The following is a 15,447-nucleotide window of genomic DNA, read 5'->3' on the forward strand; positions in this document are numbered from 1 at the left end:
CGCCTGTTTCAATCCCCTTCATTGCGGGGCTTTTGTTTTCTTCGCCCCGGCCCACCCTTCCTGCGACAAGGGGACGGGGATGGTTTCAATCCCCTTCATTGCGGGGCTTTTGTTTTCTTCGGGGTACGAGGCGCTCGAGACGGACAGGCACTTGGTGTTTCAATCCCCTTCATTGCGGGGCTTTTGTTTTCTTCCGTCCCCACCGAGACCCCCGTGGTCGCGGAGGACGGCGTTTCAATCCCCTTCATTGCGGGGCTTTTGTTTTCTTGTGACTGGCTCGTGGGCGTCAACCTCCCCCTCTCCATGTTTCAATCCCCTTCATTGCGGGGCTTTTGTTTTCTTGCCCCGACATCGCGCAGGCCAAGGCCGACGCCGAGCAGGTTTCAATCCCCTTCATTGCGGGGCTTTTGTTTTCTTAACCCGCACGGTTCGACCGTGCGGGTTCCGGGCTTTCGTTTCAATCCCCTTCATTGCGGGGCTTTTGTTTTCTTGGTCGCCTGAGCGTGACCATCCAGACGCAGAACGGCGTGTTTCAATCCCCTTCATTGCGGGGCTTTTGTTTTCTTCGACGAACACGCCGGTCGTTCCGACGAACACGCCGGGTTTCAATCCCCTTCATTGCGGGGCTTTTGTTTTCTTCCCCTCTCACGACTCCCTGCGCAGCCGGCGGCGTCTCTACGCGATCAATGCGCTGTACGGCTGACCGGCTTGCCTGCGCCGTTTTGCAATTCTGGCAGTTGGAACGTATCATGACGCGACATCAACAGTATAGCAGGTCTTTGCCCCTGAGGTCAAGTATGAATCGCTGGGCTGCGCTGCTGGGTGAGACGCCGTCGGAATTGCAACGCCTGATTGCGCGCACGCAACGCGTTTCGTTGCCGCGCGCCTGTACCGCCGATGAGCGCCTGCGCCGCTTGCGCGCGGCGCTCTGCTCCGCTGCCGCCGTCCGTTCCGTGTATGCGTCGCTCGACGCGGAAACCCGCGCTGCGCTCGCCGATCTGCGCCGGCGCCGCAATGGCATCGCAGCCGATGAACTTGAGCTGCGCTATGGCGTCGTTCGCCCGCTGCGCCAGATGTCGCGCGATCCGCAGCCGCGCTCGGTTGCAGAACGGTTGCTTCTGCTCGGCTGGCTGTTGCCGCGCCCACCTGCGCCTCATCCGCCGCAACGCTATCTGCTGCCGCCGGAAGTGCGTCGCTGGCTCCCACAACCGCTCGACCTTCCAGAAGGAACGCCGGCGCCGGTCGCACCGCTTCCCCTGGCGCTGCGCGCTGCGATGGCGCTGATCCTCGTCTGTGCTGCCGCACCGCTGCCGTTGCGCGCCGATGGGACGCTGCGCCGCGCAACGCTGCTGCCGCTGCTGGCGCTCAATACGCTCGACGATGCGGCTGCTGTCTATGCCTTTCTGCTGCCTCATCTGCGCGATCTCGGTCTGGTGAGCGCTCATCGCGGGTTTTGCGCTCTTACTCCGGCAGTTGCGCCCTTTCTGGCAATGCCGCTCGAAGTGCAACGGAAGCGCCTGGTCGATGCCTGGATTCACAGCGCGACTCCTGATCGCTGGCTGCAACGGATGCGCCTGGCGTCTACCGGCATCGATTGGACTCTGCTGCGCCGCCGCCTGGTGCAGTGGGTCGAAGTCGTGCCGCAGGGACGCCTGATGCCGCCGGATTGCCTGTGCGCGGCGCTGATGGCGGCGCTTGGCCCGCTGGCAGACGCGCATACCCATGGGTTCCGCGTTGTTCGCCGCGCGCCATGGCGTGCGCAGAGCAGTATGCAGGCGCTGTTGACGGCGCTGCGTGAACCATTGCACTGGCTGGGGCTGGTCGCCTGGCACGAGGAGCAGGTCTATCGTCCGCTGGAATACGCCACACCAGAACGTGATTGGCGCTATGAGGCGGACGGTGAGGTGTTCGTGCCGTTTGGCGGGATCGATGCCGATGCGCTGCGCCTGGCACAGGGCGGGCGCTGGGTGCGCGGCGATGTGCAGGGGTTGACGTGGCGGATCATGCGCATCCCCGGCGCGCAGGAAGAAGTGGTGCGCCGGGTGCTGCTGCGCCGCGCCGGGCAGCCGCCGGAGGCGTGGAGCGTGCGCTTCGCTGAACGCACACCGTCGCTCCGATTTGTCCACGATACGTTGCTGCTGGCAGATGACCCTGGCGTACTGGAATGGGCGCTGCGCGCGCGGAGTGTGCAACGCTATGTGCAAACGCGCCTGGCGCCGGGGATTGCACTGGTGCGACCGGAACACGTTGCGGCGCTGCAACGCGCGCTGGCGCGTCAGGGCATCGAAGTCGCCGGTCGCGCGCCAATGCCCGCCACAGCGCCGCTGCTCGATGCGTTGCGCCCCGGCGATTGTGCGGCGCTGCTGGTCGCCTGTGCGTTCTATCGCCGCCACGCGCCCGCCGGGATGCCGTTGACGATTGATGACACGCTCGAAGCGCGCTTGTGGAATGCGTTGCCGCCGTCGCTCCACGATGCGGTGGAGACAGCGCTGGCGCACCTCGATGCCCATGCGTGCAGTGCGACGGAAAGGATCAGTTCCTCTGGGAATGGTCATATCTCTGCTGCGAAAAATGCTCCGTTCAGCGGATTGCCGCTGCAATCCGCCGTGAACGAACACGATCTGCTGGAAACGCTGCGCCGCACCATCGCTCAGCGTCGAACGGTAACGATTGAGTACGATGTCGGCGGCGAAGGGCGTGTCGAGCGCCGAACGGTTCGTCCGCTGGAACTGGAACGACGCTGTGATGCCTGGTATCTGCGCGCCTATTGTCTGCGCCGCCGGGCGGAACGGACGTTTCGGGTTGATCGGGTGCGGGCATGGACAATCTCATAAGATCACTCTAAACATGGACGTTGAAACCGCGTCTGGAAAGCAGTCGGCGTGGGCTGTGGACCGGCTCAGCCCGCGCCGAGGCGCGACACGGGTCGTTGACGAAAGACCGTCCGCCACAGGTGGGCTGCAACCGCTTGCGCCTCTGTGTACGCTGATTTGAACAGTATCGACGCTAGACGAAGTAGTGGGTCGGGTCGCGGCTGACCACGCCGATGCCGACGATCTGTATGCGCTTGACGGCTGCCTCGTCGAGGCGGTAGCAACGCACACTGTCGGTGTTCGGGTCGATCAGGTTGCGCAGATCACGCAGCACTTTTGTGAAAGCTCGCGCGTCCAGGTCGCACTCGAAGACACTGTACTGGACGCGCGTCCCCCACCCTTTCAGGTATTTCATTACCTTCGTGCGCCGCCAGTCGTCGATGATGTCGTAACTGATGATCGTGAACATAAGCGCTCCATCCTTGCACCTGATGTTGTCATATGTGCAGCCGGCGTTGGCTGCGACCGGCTCAGCCAATGCCAGCACAGTAAGGGTCAATGGCTGGTTCAAGGAGTTTGGAAACTCCTTTAGCGTGCAACCAGCAGGAGATGCACCAGGGTGTACGGGTTGGGATTGGCGGCGATAAAGGTCGAAAGTTCCGCCTGTCGGACAAACGGTTCGCCTTGTCTGGACGATCCGCTCGCGGTCACTGTGAATGTCGCCGTGCCAGGTTCACGCGGTCCGAGCAGCAACGCCGCATAGACCCCATCACCGGCCGCGCCGTCGCCATGCAACCCGTCGTCGTGCATCGGCACGGTGAATGGCGTCGTCTGGCCGGGATACTGCACGCTGAGCAGCACATTCGCGCCAGTTATCGGCGCATCGTCTGCCAGGGTGACGAAGCCGATAATCGGTTCGGTTGTCAGATACTCGGTTTTGTCGGGATAGAAGCCGAGCGTCAGGTCGGCACGCGCCGTGGCGCGTACCACAAACGGTTCGTCGGTTGACGCCGGTAACGCCGGTGGCGCAGCCGGTTCGTCAGGTTCGACGTTGCGCGCTTCTAGCAATGAATCAACCGGCGCAATCCCGTTTTCAACCTCCGGTTCCAGGTGTGCTTCCCCTGCGACCTCAGATGGCGGCGCGTCTGCTGCAACGATGCCCGGCGACGAAGCGGCGCGGCTGACGCGCATTCGCCATACGCCTGGCGTAAGCGTCGGTGTGCGCACGCGGTAGTAAGCATAGGTGTCGCCGGAGACGTAGACAACATCCGAATTTATGGTCGGCGTGGCGGGATCGATGCTGACGCCGGAAGGCGTCTGCAACGTCAGGGCGACTCCGGCGCCGGGATTTGTCCAGCTGACCCAGAAGGTTGCCTCCGCGATCGACGGATCTATCGTCACCTCCTGGGTCACAACGTCGCCAGGCGCAACGCTTCCGTTCGCCGTCGCCAGCGTCTGGCGGTTGCTGATAGCGCCGGAAATCGTGTTGTAGATCCGCGCAAGTTGATCGGGCGTTGGCGCATAATTGTAGGTTCCGCCGGTCTGCGCCGCGATCGACAGCATCAACCGTTGATCGGCATCCCGCCCCACCCCGATGGTGTGAACCGTCGTTTGCGCGTCACGGATCGGCGGCAGCACGTCGGCGACGTAGGGCGACGTGTTCTCCTGCCCGTCGCTCAATAGCACAATCGCGCGCGGAAGGGCGGGGTTGGCGCTCGTGAGCAGATGCTGGCTGCGCTGCAATCCGCCGCCGATCGAGGTGGTCCCGCGACTGTTCAGCGTGTCGATGGCTGCCTGCGCTCTGGCGCGCACGTCGTCCCACGCGGGACCAAGGGCGACATCATCAATATACCAGCCATCGCGAACGCCGAAGGCGTTGGTCACCAACCGAAAGCGCACCCGAACCGTCTGACCGCGGTAGGCGTCGAGACTGATCATCTCGCGCCGCCATCTTAAGGCTGTACCGGTAAATGATCGCAGACGCTGCCAGGTGACGCCGTTGTTTGCGGAAATCTCGACCTCGCCGCGATCAAAGCCGTTTTCAATATCATAGCGATGCCAGAACATCAGAGCGGGCGCAGTCATCGAGGCGGGAATGGCAATCGGCGTGGCGATTGCGAGCGCGCTGTTCGTGTTGTTCGCGTAATTTCCGGCAGGGCTATCGGTCCATGCCTGTGCGCTATTGCGCGCAACCGATGTCAACCCCCACGGCGGCGCCACAATCCACCGACTCGCGCCAGTCTCCATGCTATCGCTGAAGAGGAATGCCGACGGCGGTGGCGCTTCGGCAATGGTTGTCAGGGATAGGGGCGTTTCGATCACGTGGTCGAAACTGACGACGCCGATGCCATCGCCAGCCTGCATAAGATCGACGAACTGACGCGCCGCTTCGCGCGCCGCCGCCATTTTGGCGGTCCCCATGCTGCCCGAACGGTCGATCGTCAGAATAACGCTGGCATTACTGACGCCAAAGTACGTGACTGCCCCCGGTTCCTGCACCGTGACGCCTTTGACGGTCACTTCCAGATCGTAGCGTCCTTGGGCGGGTTGCTGCGGCGCCTGCACTTCGATCAGATAGCGAACCGGCACAAGACTGATGATAGTCGCCGGTTTGCCGCCGATGGTCACGGTGATGTCCTGTTTCGTAGCATACCCCCGGTATATGAGTTCAACGGCGATTTTCGACGGACGGAACGGTGAACCGGCGTCAACCGGTCGCCGCGTCGAGGGGCGCAGAATCCTGAATGGCGTCGAGGCGCCGCTCTCGCTCACACCTGTTGCCGGTGAAACAAACGCCGAACTCGATGAGGGCGGAAAACCTGTCGCACTATGCGCACCGCCGGGCAACCACGCCATCCATACCCCAAAGACCCGCAATGCCATCACTGCCATGCCCACACGCATCGACCGAAAGAAAACCATGGATTGCCTCCTCCTGTGAACGATGAGATGTCACCGTCCCTCGTGAGGCGGCGTCGAGGCGGAAACGCACGAGGCATTTTCAGCATAGCGCAGAGCACCGTCACAAATGCATCAATCATCTCAAGAATTGAGACTGAATCCGGTATATCGCTCCTGTTCACCGCGTAGCACGCGCGCAACCGCCTGCGCTTGCAGCAGGATGACCCGGCGCATCGGCGTCTGCTCGCCGCCGGGCAACCGCACCTTCGTCTGGAGCAGCGTTTCGTACCGCTGCACAAGGAAGGCGCGCCCTTCAGCATCGAGGTAGACCGCTTCGGGTCGTTCCTGCGGACGATGAAAGCGCTCGCGTCCGATAGCATTAGTGCGAACAATGTCGAGCACCATGCGATCAACGATCACCGGGCGGAACTCTTCCAGCAGATCGAGCGCCAGTGATGGGCGACCGGTTTCGATAACGTGGAACGTGCCCAGATAAGGGTCGAGACCGGTGATCTGCACGGCGGTGATGACATCATGTAGCGCCAGGGTGTAGCCGAACGACAGCATGGCATTGATCGGGTCAGGCGGGGGGTAGAAAGCGCGCCCGCCGAATCCCCAGGCGGGCGGCAATGATGCGCGCCAGGCGCCGAAGTAGGCGGCGGCGGCAGCGCCTTCGTGACCGCGCAATACGTCCACATTCTGCGCCTGAGATGCCGCTGTCAGCGCTGCGTCGATCTGCTGCATGGCGGATGCCGCAGCGGGCCAGCCGGTCGTTGCCAGGAGGCGGCGCTGATTCGTCAGTTTGACGATCACAATCGCGCGCGCCAGTTCCAGTGCGCGTGAAGGGGTGTTGACGTACTGCATCTGCCCGGTGCGCAGATCGCCGAACCGCGACGGTCCCGCCGTGAGCGTGGCGTAGTGGCGACTACCGTGCTGATTGGTGAGCGTGACCGGAATGCCGCGTTCGAGCAGGTCGATGAGCAGCGCTGTCGAGATCTGCACGCCACGCCCCATCAGCACCAGTTGATCGATCTTCGCCAGCGGAACCTCGTGGAGCGTCTGGCCGTCCCTGGTGACCAGCACCTGATTATCGCGTTTGCGCACCATCACGCCCTGTTCCTGGATGTAAAGGGTTGGCATGGGTTGGCTCCTTATTTTTGCCTGCTGTTTTGAACCACAGAGACGCAGAGAACCGGAAGAGAAAGGATGGTTCATCTGCCCCCGTTCAACCTCTGTATCTTTCGCGCCTCTGTGGTTTTATTGATGGTCGTTTGCACCACAGAGATGCAGAGGGCACGGAAGGAATGCATCGTTACACCTGTTCCCGCTTTCAACCTCTGTATCCTCTGTGGTTTTCGATCACGGGTAAACGCGGGCGAACCGCTGCACCCGTGGCGGGCGACCCGTTGCACCCGGCGGGTGATCTCGCGTGGGCGACCCGCCGAGTCGCCTCTACCTTATAACCTTCCCACGTTCAACCTTCAACCTTCCCACGTTCGATCTTCCGCTGCACCCGCTGCCGTGCATTGCGCAGGGCGTTACGCAGGGCGCGTTCGGCGTCGGCGAAATCGACCAGCCCTTCGCCCAGGCGCTGCCCCTTGGCGCGCGGCGCCAGGGATGCGCCGAGGAATTCGATCCCATCGGCGTAGGATGCGATACGCGTTTTCTCGGCGTTCAGTTCGAGGCGCAGCACGCGCAGTTGCCGCTGCGCGAAGTTCAGCGCTCGTTCCGCCTCGTCCTGCGTTGCGCACATGATCACAAAGTCGTCCACAAAGCGCGCCAGGCGGAATCCCTGACTGGTCATGGCCACATCGAAGGGGTGGAGATAGATGTTCGCCAGAAGCGGCGAGAGCGCGCCGCCCTGCGGCGTGCCACGACCATGCGCGGTGTGCATGCGCGCAACTGCTTCGCTCAATGCCAGCGCACCGACTGCCACTGCGCCAGCGACGGCGAGACGACGTGCGCCGATGCGTTGCAGGTAGGGCAACGCTCGCCGCGCGCCATTGATCGCCGGTCGCGCCAGCATCATCGCCGTCCACAAGTCCAACCCCGACCGGCGCACTGTCCAGCCGTCGTCCACACTGTTACCCGGCATTTCCCACGCTGCTGCGGCGTAGGGACCGGTCGGCGGTGGGGGCAGGCGCTCCGCGCCCCAGGACATCATCTGCCGAAGCATGGCTTCACCGTGTTGCAGCGGCGTCGCCGGCGCCTCATCGGGTAGCGCCGCGTCGCCGGGCAGCATTCCGGCTTCGAGCCATTGCGCGATCAGTTTGAGCACCGGCAATTCGTCGATGCGCTGCCGCACCAGCCCCAAAAGCACTCGCTGATCAATGGCGTCGAAGTAGCCGGCGATATCGGCATCGACCACCCATCCCAGCCCCTGGTCGGCGTAGCGTTGCACACGCGCCACCGCCTCCGGTACGCCGACGTGTGGACGGCAGCCGTAGGAACAATCCAGAAAACAGGGGGCGAACAGCGGATCGAGCACCTGCTGAACGGCGCGCTGCGCCACCCGATCTCGCACGGCCAGGATGGCGATTGCGCGTTCGCCGCCACTCGCCTTGGGGATGGCAATCCGCTTTGCAGGCAGCGGTCGATACGTCCCTTGCTGCAATTCATCCGCCAGTTGCGCCATCTGGCGCGTCCAGTCCGCCTCGAAATCGCGGAGCGTCACCGCATCCGGTCCGGCGCTGCGTCCGCGCCGGGCGACGTGGATGTTGCTGCGCACCCGCCGCCACGCCAGCGTCAGATTTTCGACGCTGCAAATCTGCGGCAGCAGCGGCGGTCCGTTGTAGTGCGGAAAGAGCGGCATGCGATCCCTCCTTTCTTACGCCTCGACAAATTCTTGCAGCGCCCGCAATCCGGCATCGGCGACCTCACCCGGATTCGCGCCGCTCTTGTTGCCGGTCGCAGACACCACTGCCGCCGCTGCGGCGGCGATCTGCGCTGTGCCGGCGATGGCCGCCATCTGGCGCTCGTGCTGACGTTTTTGCTGCACGCCAATCTGGATGTGCTCGGTGCGCCACTGTTCGAGCCGCTGCATCTGCTCGGCGACCATCTGCTCGTACCGCAGGTGCAGTTCCAGCAGATCACGTTCGTGCGCCGCGCGACGTTCCGCCTGCGCCTGCAACTGAACGGCGCGCTGCTCCGCCAATCGCTGCTGGATCTCAGCCAGCGCCAGCGCGTGTGCGTTCCGCTTTTCTTCGGCAGCCAGCGCCAGTTCGCCCTCGACGCGCAACATGCCCTGCTGCCCTTCCATCAGGCGCAGTTGCTGATCGGTGTGGTGCGCTTCCAGCAATTGCTGCTGCACGCGCTCCCACTCTGCCTGCAAGCGCGCCTGTTCCGCCTGCCACAGTTGCTCTTCGCGTGCGATCTCGCCGACCTGCGCTTGGATCTGTGCCATAACAACCTGCAACCGCGCTGCAAGCGCCGCCGCAGCCGCCGACGCCAGACGAATGTCATGTTCGCGCGCCACCAATGCCGCTGCCGCCTCGATCTCCTGCAAACGAGCGCGGTGACGCGCTGCCGCAACCCGTAGTTCCTCGTCGATCTGCGCCGCTGCGACCGTCGCCGCAGTCGCGGCTTCGATCTGCCGTTCGTCGCCCTGCCGTTCGATCACCCGCACATTGATGATCATCAGCCCATCGAGAGCGGGGTCGCCCCGCAAGCGCTCCAGAATGACCGCAGCAGGCGCATCGAGGCCCCCCTGATCGCCCGAAGCGCCGGTGAGCGCCGCATGGATCTGCTGTTCGATGTAGCGCAGTGCACCATTGCGCACTGCTGCCGCAAGCGCCAAAAGCGGTTCACAATGTGCGGCGATCTTCAGCGGATCGCTTACCTCGACATCCACCGCAAGCCACAGCCGAACGCGCCATTTGTCGCGGCTCCAGCCTTCGACCGGTCCGACGGTCATCTGACGCCGTCGCATATCGACCCACTGCACCAGCGCCGCTCCTGGCTGCATGCCGACGAGGACGTAACTGCCGGGTTGATAGATGCGCCGTTCCCCACCGGGAAGGTGAGTCACTGCCACAGTTCCTGGCGGCACAACCAGGTGCGCCACCAACCCAAATGCCTGGCGCGGCAACACGCGCTGCGCCGTCGCCAGCCCGGTAGCGAAGTGGAGATTCGCCAGCGGCGCGCCGCTCATTGCATCCGTTTCTCCTTTCAGTACGGCGACACCCTCGCCGACTGCCTCGCCAACCTGCTCCTGCACCGTTGAAACAATGTTGGTGTTCATGCTGCTCTCCTCCTTCACATCGCATGATGATGATTGACCGCACGCGCCAGCCAGCCGCGACCATCGAGCGCTTCCCAAGCGAGCGCATCCGCCAGGCGATTGAGTTCGCGCGGGATAGCGAGGAACGTAACGCAACCGTGTTGACGAACGAGTTCCTGTGCGCGCATATGCAACGGTTGCAGCACCGCAGCGCGCACCGCATGGCGACCTGCCAGCTGGTCAACCACGATCCGGCTATCGGTCAGGCAGCGCACCCTGCTACCGGGATAGTGCCGGATCACGAACATCAACCCTGCAATGACCGCCTGATACTCCGCCTCGTTATTAGACATCGCCGGGGCGCGTTCGCACGACCACGCCAGCACTGCGCCGGACGCATTGCGAACGACGATGCCAAGCCCGGCGATACCGCGCGGCGTCGCGCCAGGCGTGCCATCGACCTGTAACAGTAACAGTGTCACAACAGCGCCTCCTGCAGCAGCATCGCTAATCCCATCAGCGCCGCAGCCACAAGCGCAAGCGCCGTCGCCACACAGCCACGCGCCAAGCGCCCTGGAGAGGGCAGAGCGATCCGCAGCGGCGGCGCGAACAGCGTCGCTAGCGCCAGCACTGCTGCCAGGCACGCGGGAACCGCCAGACACCAAACCATTGCCGTTGCTCCCTTCGTTTCGAAGCGCCGATTATTCCATCGCCCACATCGAGCGCAGAGCGGGGAAAGTCGCGGGGTTGATCAAGATGCTCCTGCCTTGAGCGTAGCAGAAGAGACCGTCACAAACGTGACGAAAGGCGCCGGATTTGATCGCGTGTGGCGTTGAATGTTCCACGTTGAACGTAGAACGTTCCCGGCAGAGACGTTGCGGTGCAACGTCTCTGATCGTCATGTGGGTTCAGGTTGCAGGTTGGAAGGTGGGAAGGTGGAAAGGCGCAGGCGGAAGGGCGGAAGGGCGACGTAGGGGCGACCCGGCGGGTCGCCCAGGCAAAGAAGAACCGTAGCGAGCGCAGAGCCTGGCGTATGATAGAACACGGATATGCATGCACGGATTGAGACGGATGTGTCGGATCAGGCAATGCATGCCATCACTCTCCACCTGCTTGCCCGACGACTGATGAAGTGCACCAAATAATCCGGCATTCGCTCAGCACCCGGCGGCTGAAGCTGCGGGCTACGGCTACAGTTGCGAAGCCCGCCTGCGCGGGCTGGATGTGGCGCTATCGGATTATTTGCTCAAAAACCATCAGTGGTCTGTAAAGCAAGTTTTCCGGTGATTTACCGGTCGGGCAAGGCGAAAAATCTGCCGCTTCCTGGTGAGGTAAATGTTCACCGAGATCGGAGCTGCAAAAAGTCAGAAAACTTCGTTTACGAACTAAGCGGTGGGGCGCCTCTGGGAGATCGGGCGACCCGGCGGGTCGCCCAGGCAAAGGCGATGGTCAGTGAGCTGCGGACACCTGACCGTCACCAACAGACATCTGGCGTAGACATTGACTCGTCGATAAAACCACAGAGGCACAGAGAACACAGAGGGTGAAGGTTGAAAGTCATTCCTCACCCCTCACCTCTCACCTCTCACCTCTCACCTCTCACCTCTCACCTCTCACCTCTCACCTCTCACCTCTCACCTCTCACCTCTCACCTCTCACCTCTCACCTCTCACCTCTCACCTCTACCTCCGCCTCCACCTCCGCGCCGCTTCGCGCAGCGCCTGCAAGTTGAGCACCTCCGCCACCTCGTAGCGAGTAGGAACCGACCCGGCGACTGGGCGCACGTTCAGCATTGCCGGGAAGCCGCCGGCTCGTCCGTGGATCTCCGCCAGCACCACAACCGCCAGCGGCGCCAGAGCCGGCGGGTTGATCAGGAGCGGAATCGTCTGCCATTCGTCAGCGGTCAGCCCGACGCGATCCACCAGTTCGACGGCAACCTCGGCAAGCGGGCGTTCGCGGTCGATCTGCGCATCGATCGCGCGAACCTCAGGCGTCGCGCCAACCAATGCCACGACCTGGGCCAGTTGCTGGTCGGTCAACGGATGCGAAAAATTGATCAGAATCATGGCGTTGTTCCTCCCGTGCTTGCAAAGATGATCTGTTTCGGTGCAGTAGCGCTGTTGATCAGCAGCGAGCCATCTTTACCGTAGACTGCCGGATAGTACTGCAACGGCGCATGCCAGTTGCGCGCCGCCAGCGCCAGCCCGACGCTCATCACCGCCGTGCCGCCGGTGATGTCCACTGCAACCGGCAGCGCCAGCGGCGTTGCCTGCGCCTCGCGCAACGCCTGCATCGCCGCGCGAAACACGTCCTCCAGGGACGTGGCGTTGGAAATAGGCGTCGTGCTGACATCCACATTCTGTTCGATCAGCCACTGTTTGAGATCACTCAGCTTGGCGCTGTTCTGCACTTCCGGCGACACGATCAGCCAGCATTTGCGCAGTGTAGCGCCGCTCAGATGCCACTCCAGGATCGCGCGCTCCGGACCCTGCGGACTCAACCCGACCGGCAGGATCAATCCGGCATGCGGCTGAATCTGCTCAACAGGCTCAATCTTCATCATTGGGCGCCGCCGGGCGATTGTTTCGATTGCCTGGCGCAGAAACCAGAAGAGCAGCAGGAAAATCAGGGCTGCGCCGATAATGATGCCGAGCAGCGTCACCGGTTGCTCGCCGAACATCAGCAGCACCAGTTCATAGAGCGCATTGCCCAGCATCGCCAGCACAAGTGAGGCGACGATGAACAGCAGCGGCGTGCGCGAGTCCAGAAACTGCGCCAGAAACTCGCTCAGACGACGAGACTTCATACAATCTCCTTCGTCTCAGTCGAATACATATCGAACATCCTCTGGATGCTCGCGCGCATCATTTCGACGAGCGGCGCCGGTTCGAGCACACGGCAGTGTTCGCGGTAACGCATCAGAATCTGATGCGCACGCCACAGATCGTTCGTCACTGCGGTTACGGTTGCAGAACCGTCAGCCGCATAGTCGATAGTGGTCTGCGGAAACCAGTGCGCAACATCACGCTGCCGCGCCACTGCCGGCGCCAGCCAGTACCGCACCGCATACGTCGGGCGTCGATAGTCGCGGCGCAGCGCGTGCGGCAGACGCCGGACACTGCCGGGCACGATGCGGTTGAGACGATACAGCACGAACTGACCCACAAGTTCAGGCACATCACTCTCCAGGCAGAAGGCGTCGAGGTAAGTATGCCCTTCGCGGTAGACGAATTCGAGTGGCGCGATGCGGTGATGCCGGGCGGCGCCGTCGGGCGTATGCGGCGAACGGTAGTCGAACTCGACTTCACGCTTGCGCAGGACGCCTTTCAACAACCTCATCATCTCGGCGACGCCCTCAGCCGGCGCCTGTGGACGATCCACCCGTGGCGATACGGTCAGGGTGTGCAGCAGGTTACGGCGATCATCGGGCATGAGCGACTCGATGCGCTCCAGCAGCGCATTGATCTGTGCCGCGATCGGCAGATCGCTTTTCTCATAGACATCGAGCAGAAATGCCATCGCCTCGATTTCACTGTCCGGCAGATCGATCAGCGCCAGATTGCCCGGCGACCTCAACTCGTAGACCCCGTCGTCATCACGCTCAATCGCACAGCCATACTCTATGCGCAATGCAGCGATGTCGTGGCGCAGCGCAGCCGACGCATCCGCCGGATAGATCCGCTCCGGCACATCGATGAATGCGGCATTCGCTTCATCGATCAGATCCTGCGCCGTCGCTGGCCCCCGAATAAGACGCCGAGTCAGAAAGAGGCGGCGCCGGTGGATCAATTGGGAACTGCGCTTATCACCGCCGCGCCGACGTCGTTCGGTCATGCTCGTCTCCTCATTCTGCCAACTGAACGAACCGATACGTCTGCTCCCATTCCTGGCGCGGTTGCGGGATCATCTTAAAGAAGCGCTCCAGCACGTGCTCCACAATGCTGGCGAACTGATCATACTCCTGGCGCGAAATCGCGCGGAATCCATGCGCTAGAATGCTAGTATTGCGCACATAGGAACGCTGACGAATCTCGCCGATGCTCCAGCCGCTCACCAGCGGATCGCCGAGCGCCTGGAGCAGCATATACCCGTCGAAGAGCGCAATCGAGCGTTCAGGCAGGTCGTACACCTTGCGAAACCCCTGGGTGCGCTGTGTCTGACGGTATCGGTCTTCAAGATCAGGCACGCGCTGTAACGCCTGTTTGAATGACGGCTCTGCCGTCCAGACGCCATAGGTCGCCAGGCGATGCTGCGACAACAATTCCAGGCAACGATAGCGCATCAGCGCCGCGACATCATAGCGTTCCTGCGCTACACGCCGCTGCGCCGCGCCGTGCAACGAACCGAGCAGCGCCAGAACCTGATCCAGGTCATTGAGCGCGGCGAGGGCATCATCAGCCTGCGGACTGCGCCGGGTCAACTGCCGGTTGATGGCGGTCAGCTGCGCCAGCGACCGGCGCTGCTCCTCCAGGGTTGGTCGTAGCGCCTGAAGCCTGGCAGGCAGACGGCTATGCGCCAATACACGGTCGAGCGCCGCACCCGCCTGTTGCGGCGCAAAACTGTCCCACGCCAGATACGCCGCCGAGAGATCGGCGTAGACCGCGTACTCCTGATTTCCCGGAACGCGTTGCGCCAGATCGCGAAAGACCTTCTCGGCGCCGGCATAATCGTGATGATTGTGCAACCGTTGCGCCTCAGCCGCTTCCAGGTCGCCAAAGACCAGATAAGGGTCTTCTGGCGTCGCCAGGCGCTGTGTTCCCGGAACAGGACGATTGTTGGCATAGTCGCTATCGACATAGACCGACTCCAGGCGCAGGACATGCGCCGCTTTCGCCAGGCCAACCGTCATCGTCGCTTTGCCTCCGGTCAAATCCACTGCGATCTCGTGGCGATCCAGGTCGCTCCACTTATCAAGCACTGCCCGCAACCCCGTGTAGACGCTCAAGACGTTGGAATGGTCCCCCTCCGGGCAGAACCAGTCATCTGGCTGGCAGCGCAGCGACACCTGATCGGCGATCTCTGCAAGCCGCTTCTGACACTGTGCAACGAGTCCCTCTGTCCGTGACCGATCGGTGAGCAAAAACGCCACCCGCTCCGGGTTGAGACCCGCAATCAGCAACGATGGCGTGTCCGCCTGCAACGTTCCAACCAGCACCAGCCCTCGAAATGTATGGTTGCCGACCGTCGCGTGAAAGCGCGGAAACACGTCGGTAAAAGGCAGCGACCCGGCTGGCTGTGTCATACACCATCCTCCGTAGCACCAGAAAACGCCCGCTTGCACTAGTATACTCCGACAATGCGTCACAAACGCGACAACAAAGGCGGCATATGCGAGGCGATCTGAGGCGATCTGCACATTGAGTTAATGACAGGAGTTACGCGGTGGCGCGTTTTCTGGCTTCGCCAGAGCTTGCGGCAGCGTGGCGCTCCCGATCAAGGTGATGCGGTGCGGCGGCTTCGCCGCACTGCACCACAAAAGAAGACAAGTACCGCTCTGCCGAAGGCAAAAAGAGC

The 15,447-nt window shown here is 62.6% G+C and carries 12 protein-coding genes and 1 CRISPR repeat array; of the genes, 1 reads left to right on the forward strand and 11 read right to left on the reverse strand.

Translation table 11 applies throughout. From position 1 onward, the window contains the following. Positions 1 to 5 precede the first annotated feature (5 nt). Positions 6 to 639: a CRISPR direct-repeat array (repeat unit 37 nt; unit sequence GTTTCAATCCCCTTCATTGCGGGGCTTTTGTTTTCTT). A gap of 158 nt (positions 640 to 797) precedes the next feature. Next, entirely contained in the window at positions 798 to 2,834 is a 2,037-nt protein-coding gene (locus AC3EA7_RS22510; RefSeq protein WP_488616321.1) for a WYL domain-containing protein, read from the forward strand. Positions 2,835 to 3,006: 172 nt separating this feature from the next. On the opposite strand, the gene cas2 is transcribed toward AC3EA7_RS22510, so the two are convergent. The 11 genes from cas2 to AC3EA7_RS22565 form a co-directional block, all read right to left on the reverse strand. After that, on the reverse strand, positions 3,007 to 3,282 hold the full coding sequence (cas2, locus tag AC3EA7_RS22515; RefSeq protein ID WP_488616332.1) for a CRISPR-associated endonuclease Cas2: 276 nt from the start codon (positions 3,280 to 3,282) through the stop codon (positions 3,007 to 3,009). 119 nt (positions 3,283 to 3,401) lie between these two features. Next, positions 3,402 to 5,735: a vWA domain-containing protein gene (locus AC3EA7_RS22520; protein WP_488616322.1), complete on the reverse strand. Its 2,334-nt coding sequence runs from the start codon at positions 5,733 to 5,735 to the stop codon at positions 3,402 to 3,404. Between the two features lie 120 nt (positions 5,736 to 5,855). Continuing rightward, on the reverse strand, positions 5,856 to 6,854 hold the full coding sequence (gene cas1, locus AC3EA7_RS22525) for a CRISPR-associated endonuclease Cas1 (protein WP_488616323.1): 999 nt from the start codon (positions 6,852 to 6,854) through the stop codon (positions 5,856 to 5,858). 334 nt (positions 6,855 to 7,188) lie between these two features. Beyond that, on the reverse strand, positions 7,189 to 8,526 hold the full coding sequence (locus AC3EA7_RS22530) for a reverse transcriptase domain-containing protein (protein ID WP_488616324.1): 1,338 nt from the start codon (positions 8,524 to 8,526) through the stop codon (positions 7,189 to 7,191). Positions 8,527 to 8,541: 15 nt separating this feature from the next. Beyond that, positions 8,542 to 9,954: a hypothetical protein gene (locus AC3EA7_RS22535; protein WP_488616325.1), complete on the reverse strand. Its 1,413-nt coding sequence runs from the start codon at positions 9,952 to 9,954 to the stop codon at positions 8,542 to 8,544. 14 nt (positions 9,955 to 9,968) lie between these two features. Then, a complete protein-coding gene (locus AC3EA7_RS22540; protein WP_488616326.1) occupies positions 9,969 to 10,415 on the reverse strand; it encodes a ribonuclease HI family protein in 447 nt (148 codons plus the stop codon). Next, positions 10,412 to 10,603: a hypothetical protein gene (locus tag AC3EA7_RS22545; RefSeq protein WP_488616327.1), complete on the reverse strand. Its 192-nt coding sequence runs from the start codon at positions 10,601 to 10,603 to the stop codon at positions 10,412 to 10,414. Before AC3EA7_RS22545 ends, AC3EA7_RS22540 begins: the two co-directional genes overlap by 4 nt. 1,012 nt (positions 10,604 to 11,615) lie before the next feature. Continuing rightward, entirely contained in the window at positions 11,616 to 11,999 is a 384-nt protein-coding gene (gene csx15 / locus AC3EA7_RS22550; protein ID WP_488616328.1) for a CRISPR-associated protein Csx15, read from the reverse strand. Next, positions 11,996 to 12,739 carry a hypothetical protein gene (locus AC3EA7_RS22555; protein ID WP_488616329.1) on the reverse strand — a complete coding sequence of 248 codons (744 nt, stop codon included), beginning with the start codon at positions 12,737 to 12,739 and terminating at the stop codon, positions 11,996 to 11,998. Before AC3EA7_RS22555 ends, csx15 begins: the two co-directional genes overlap by 4 nt. Further along, entirely contained in the window at positions 12,736 to 13,767 is a 1,032-nt protein-coding gene (locus tag AC3EA7_RS22560) for a helix-turn-helix transcriptional regulator (protein WP_488616330.1), read from the reverse strand. Before AC3EA7_RS22560 ends, AC3EA7_RS22555 begins: the two co-directional genes overlap by 4 nt. Before the next feature lie 10 nt (positions 13,768 to 13,777). Then, positions 13,778 to 15,175, reverse strand: coding sequence for a TIGR02710 family CRISPR-associated CARF protein (locus AC3EA7_RS22565; protein WP_488616331.1), 1,398 nt, complete (start codon positions 15,173 to 15,175; stop codon positions 13,778 to 13,780). Between the last annotated feature and the right edge of the window lie 272 nt (positions 15,176 to 15,447).

It is taken from the genome of Roseiflexus sp., assembly GCF_057785375.1.

Excerpts from the sequence above, each read along its gene's own strand:
- AC3EA7_RS22565 (WP_488616331.1), bottom strand. The coding sequence starts at position 15,175 with ATGACACAGCCAGCCGGGTCGCTGCCTTTTACCGACGTGTTTCCGCGC.
- AC3EA7_RS22555 (WP_488616329.1), bottom strand. The coding sequence starts at position 12,739 with ATGAAGTCTCGTCGTCTGAGCGAGTTTCTGGCGCAGTTTCTGGACTCG.
- cas1 (WP_488616323.1), bottom strand. The coding sequence starts at position 6,854 with ATGCCAACCCTTTACATCCAGGAACAGGGCGTGATGGTGCGCAAACGC.
- csx15 (WP_488616328.1), bottom strand. The coding sequence starts at position 11,999 with ATGATTCTGATCAATTTTTCGCATCCGTTGACCGACCAGCAACTGGCC.
- AC3EA7_RS22510 (WP_488616321.1), top strand. The coding sequence starts at position 798 with ATGAATCGCTGGGCTGCGCTGCTGGGTGAGACGCCGTCGGAATTGCAA.
- AC3EA7_RS22520 (WP_488616322.1), bottom strand. The coding sequence starts at position 5,735 with ATGGTTTTCTTTCGGTCGATGCGTGTGGGCATGGCAGTGATGGCATTG.
- cas2 (WP_488616332.1), bottom strand. The coding sequence starts at position 3,282 with ATGTTCACGATCATCAGTTACGACATCATCGACGACTGGCGGCGCACG.
- AC3EA7_RS22535 (WP_488616325.1), bottom strand. The coding sequence starts at position 9,954 with ATGAACACCAACATTGTTTCAACGGTGCAGGAGCAGGTTGGCGAGGCA.
- AC3EA7_RS22560 (WP_488616330.1), bottom strand. The coding sequence starts at position 13,767 with ATGACCGAACGACGTCGGCGCGGCGGTGATAAGCGCAGTTCCCAATTG.
- AC3EA7_RS22530 (WP_488616324.1), bottom strand. The coding sequence starts at position 8,526 with ATGCCGCTCTTTCCGCACTACAACGGACCGCCGCTGCTGCCGCAGATT.
- AC3EA7_RS22545 (WP_488616327.1), bottom strand. The coding sequence starts at position 10,603 with ATGGTTTGGTGTCTGGCGGTTCCCGCGTGCCTGGCAGCAGTGCTGGCG.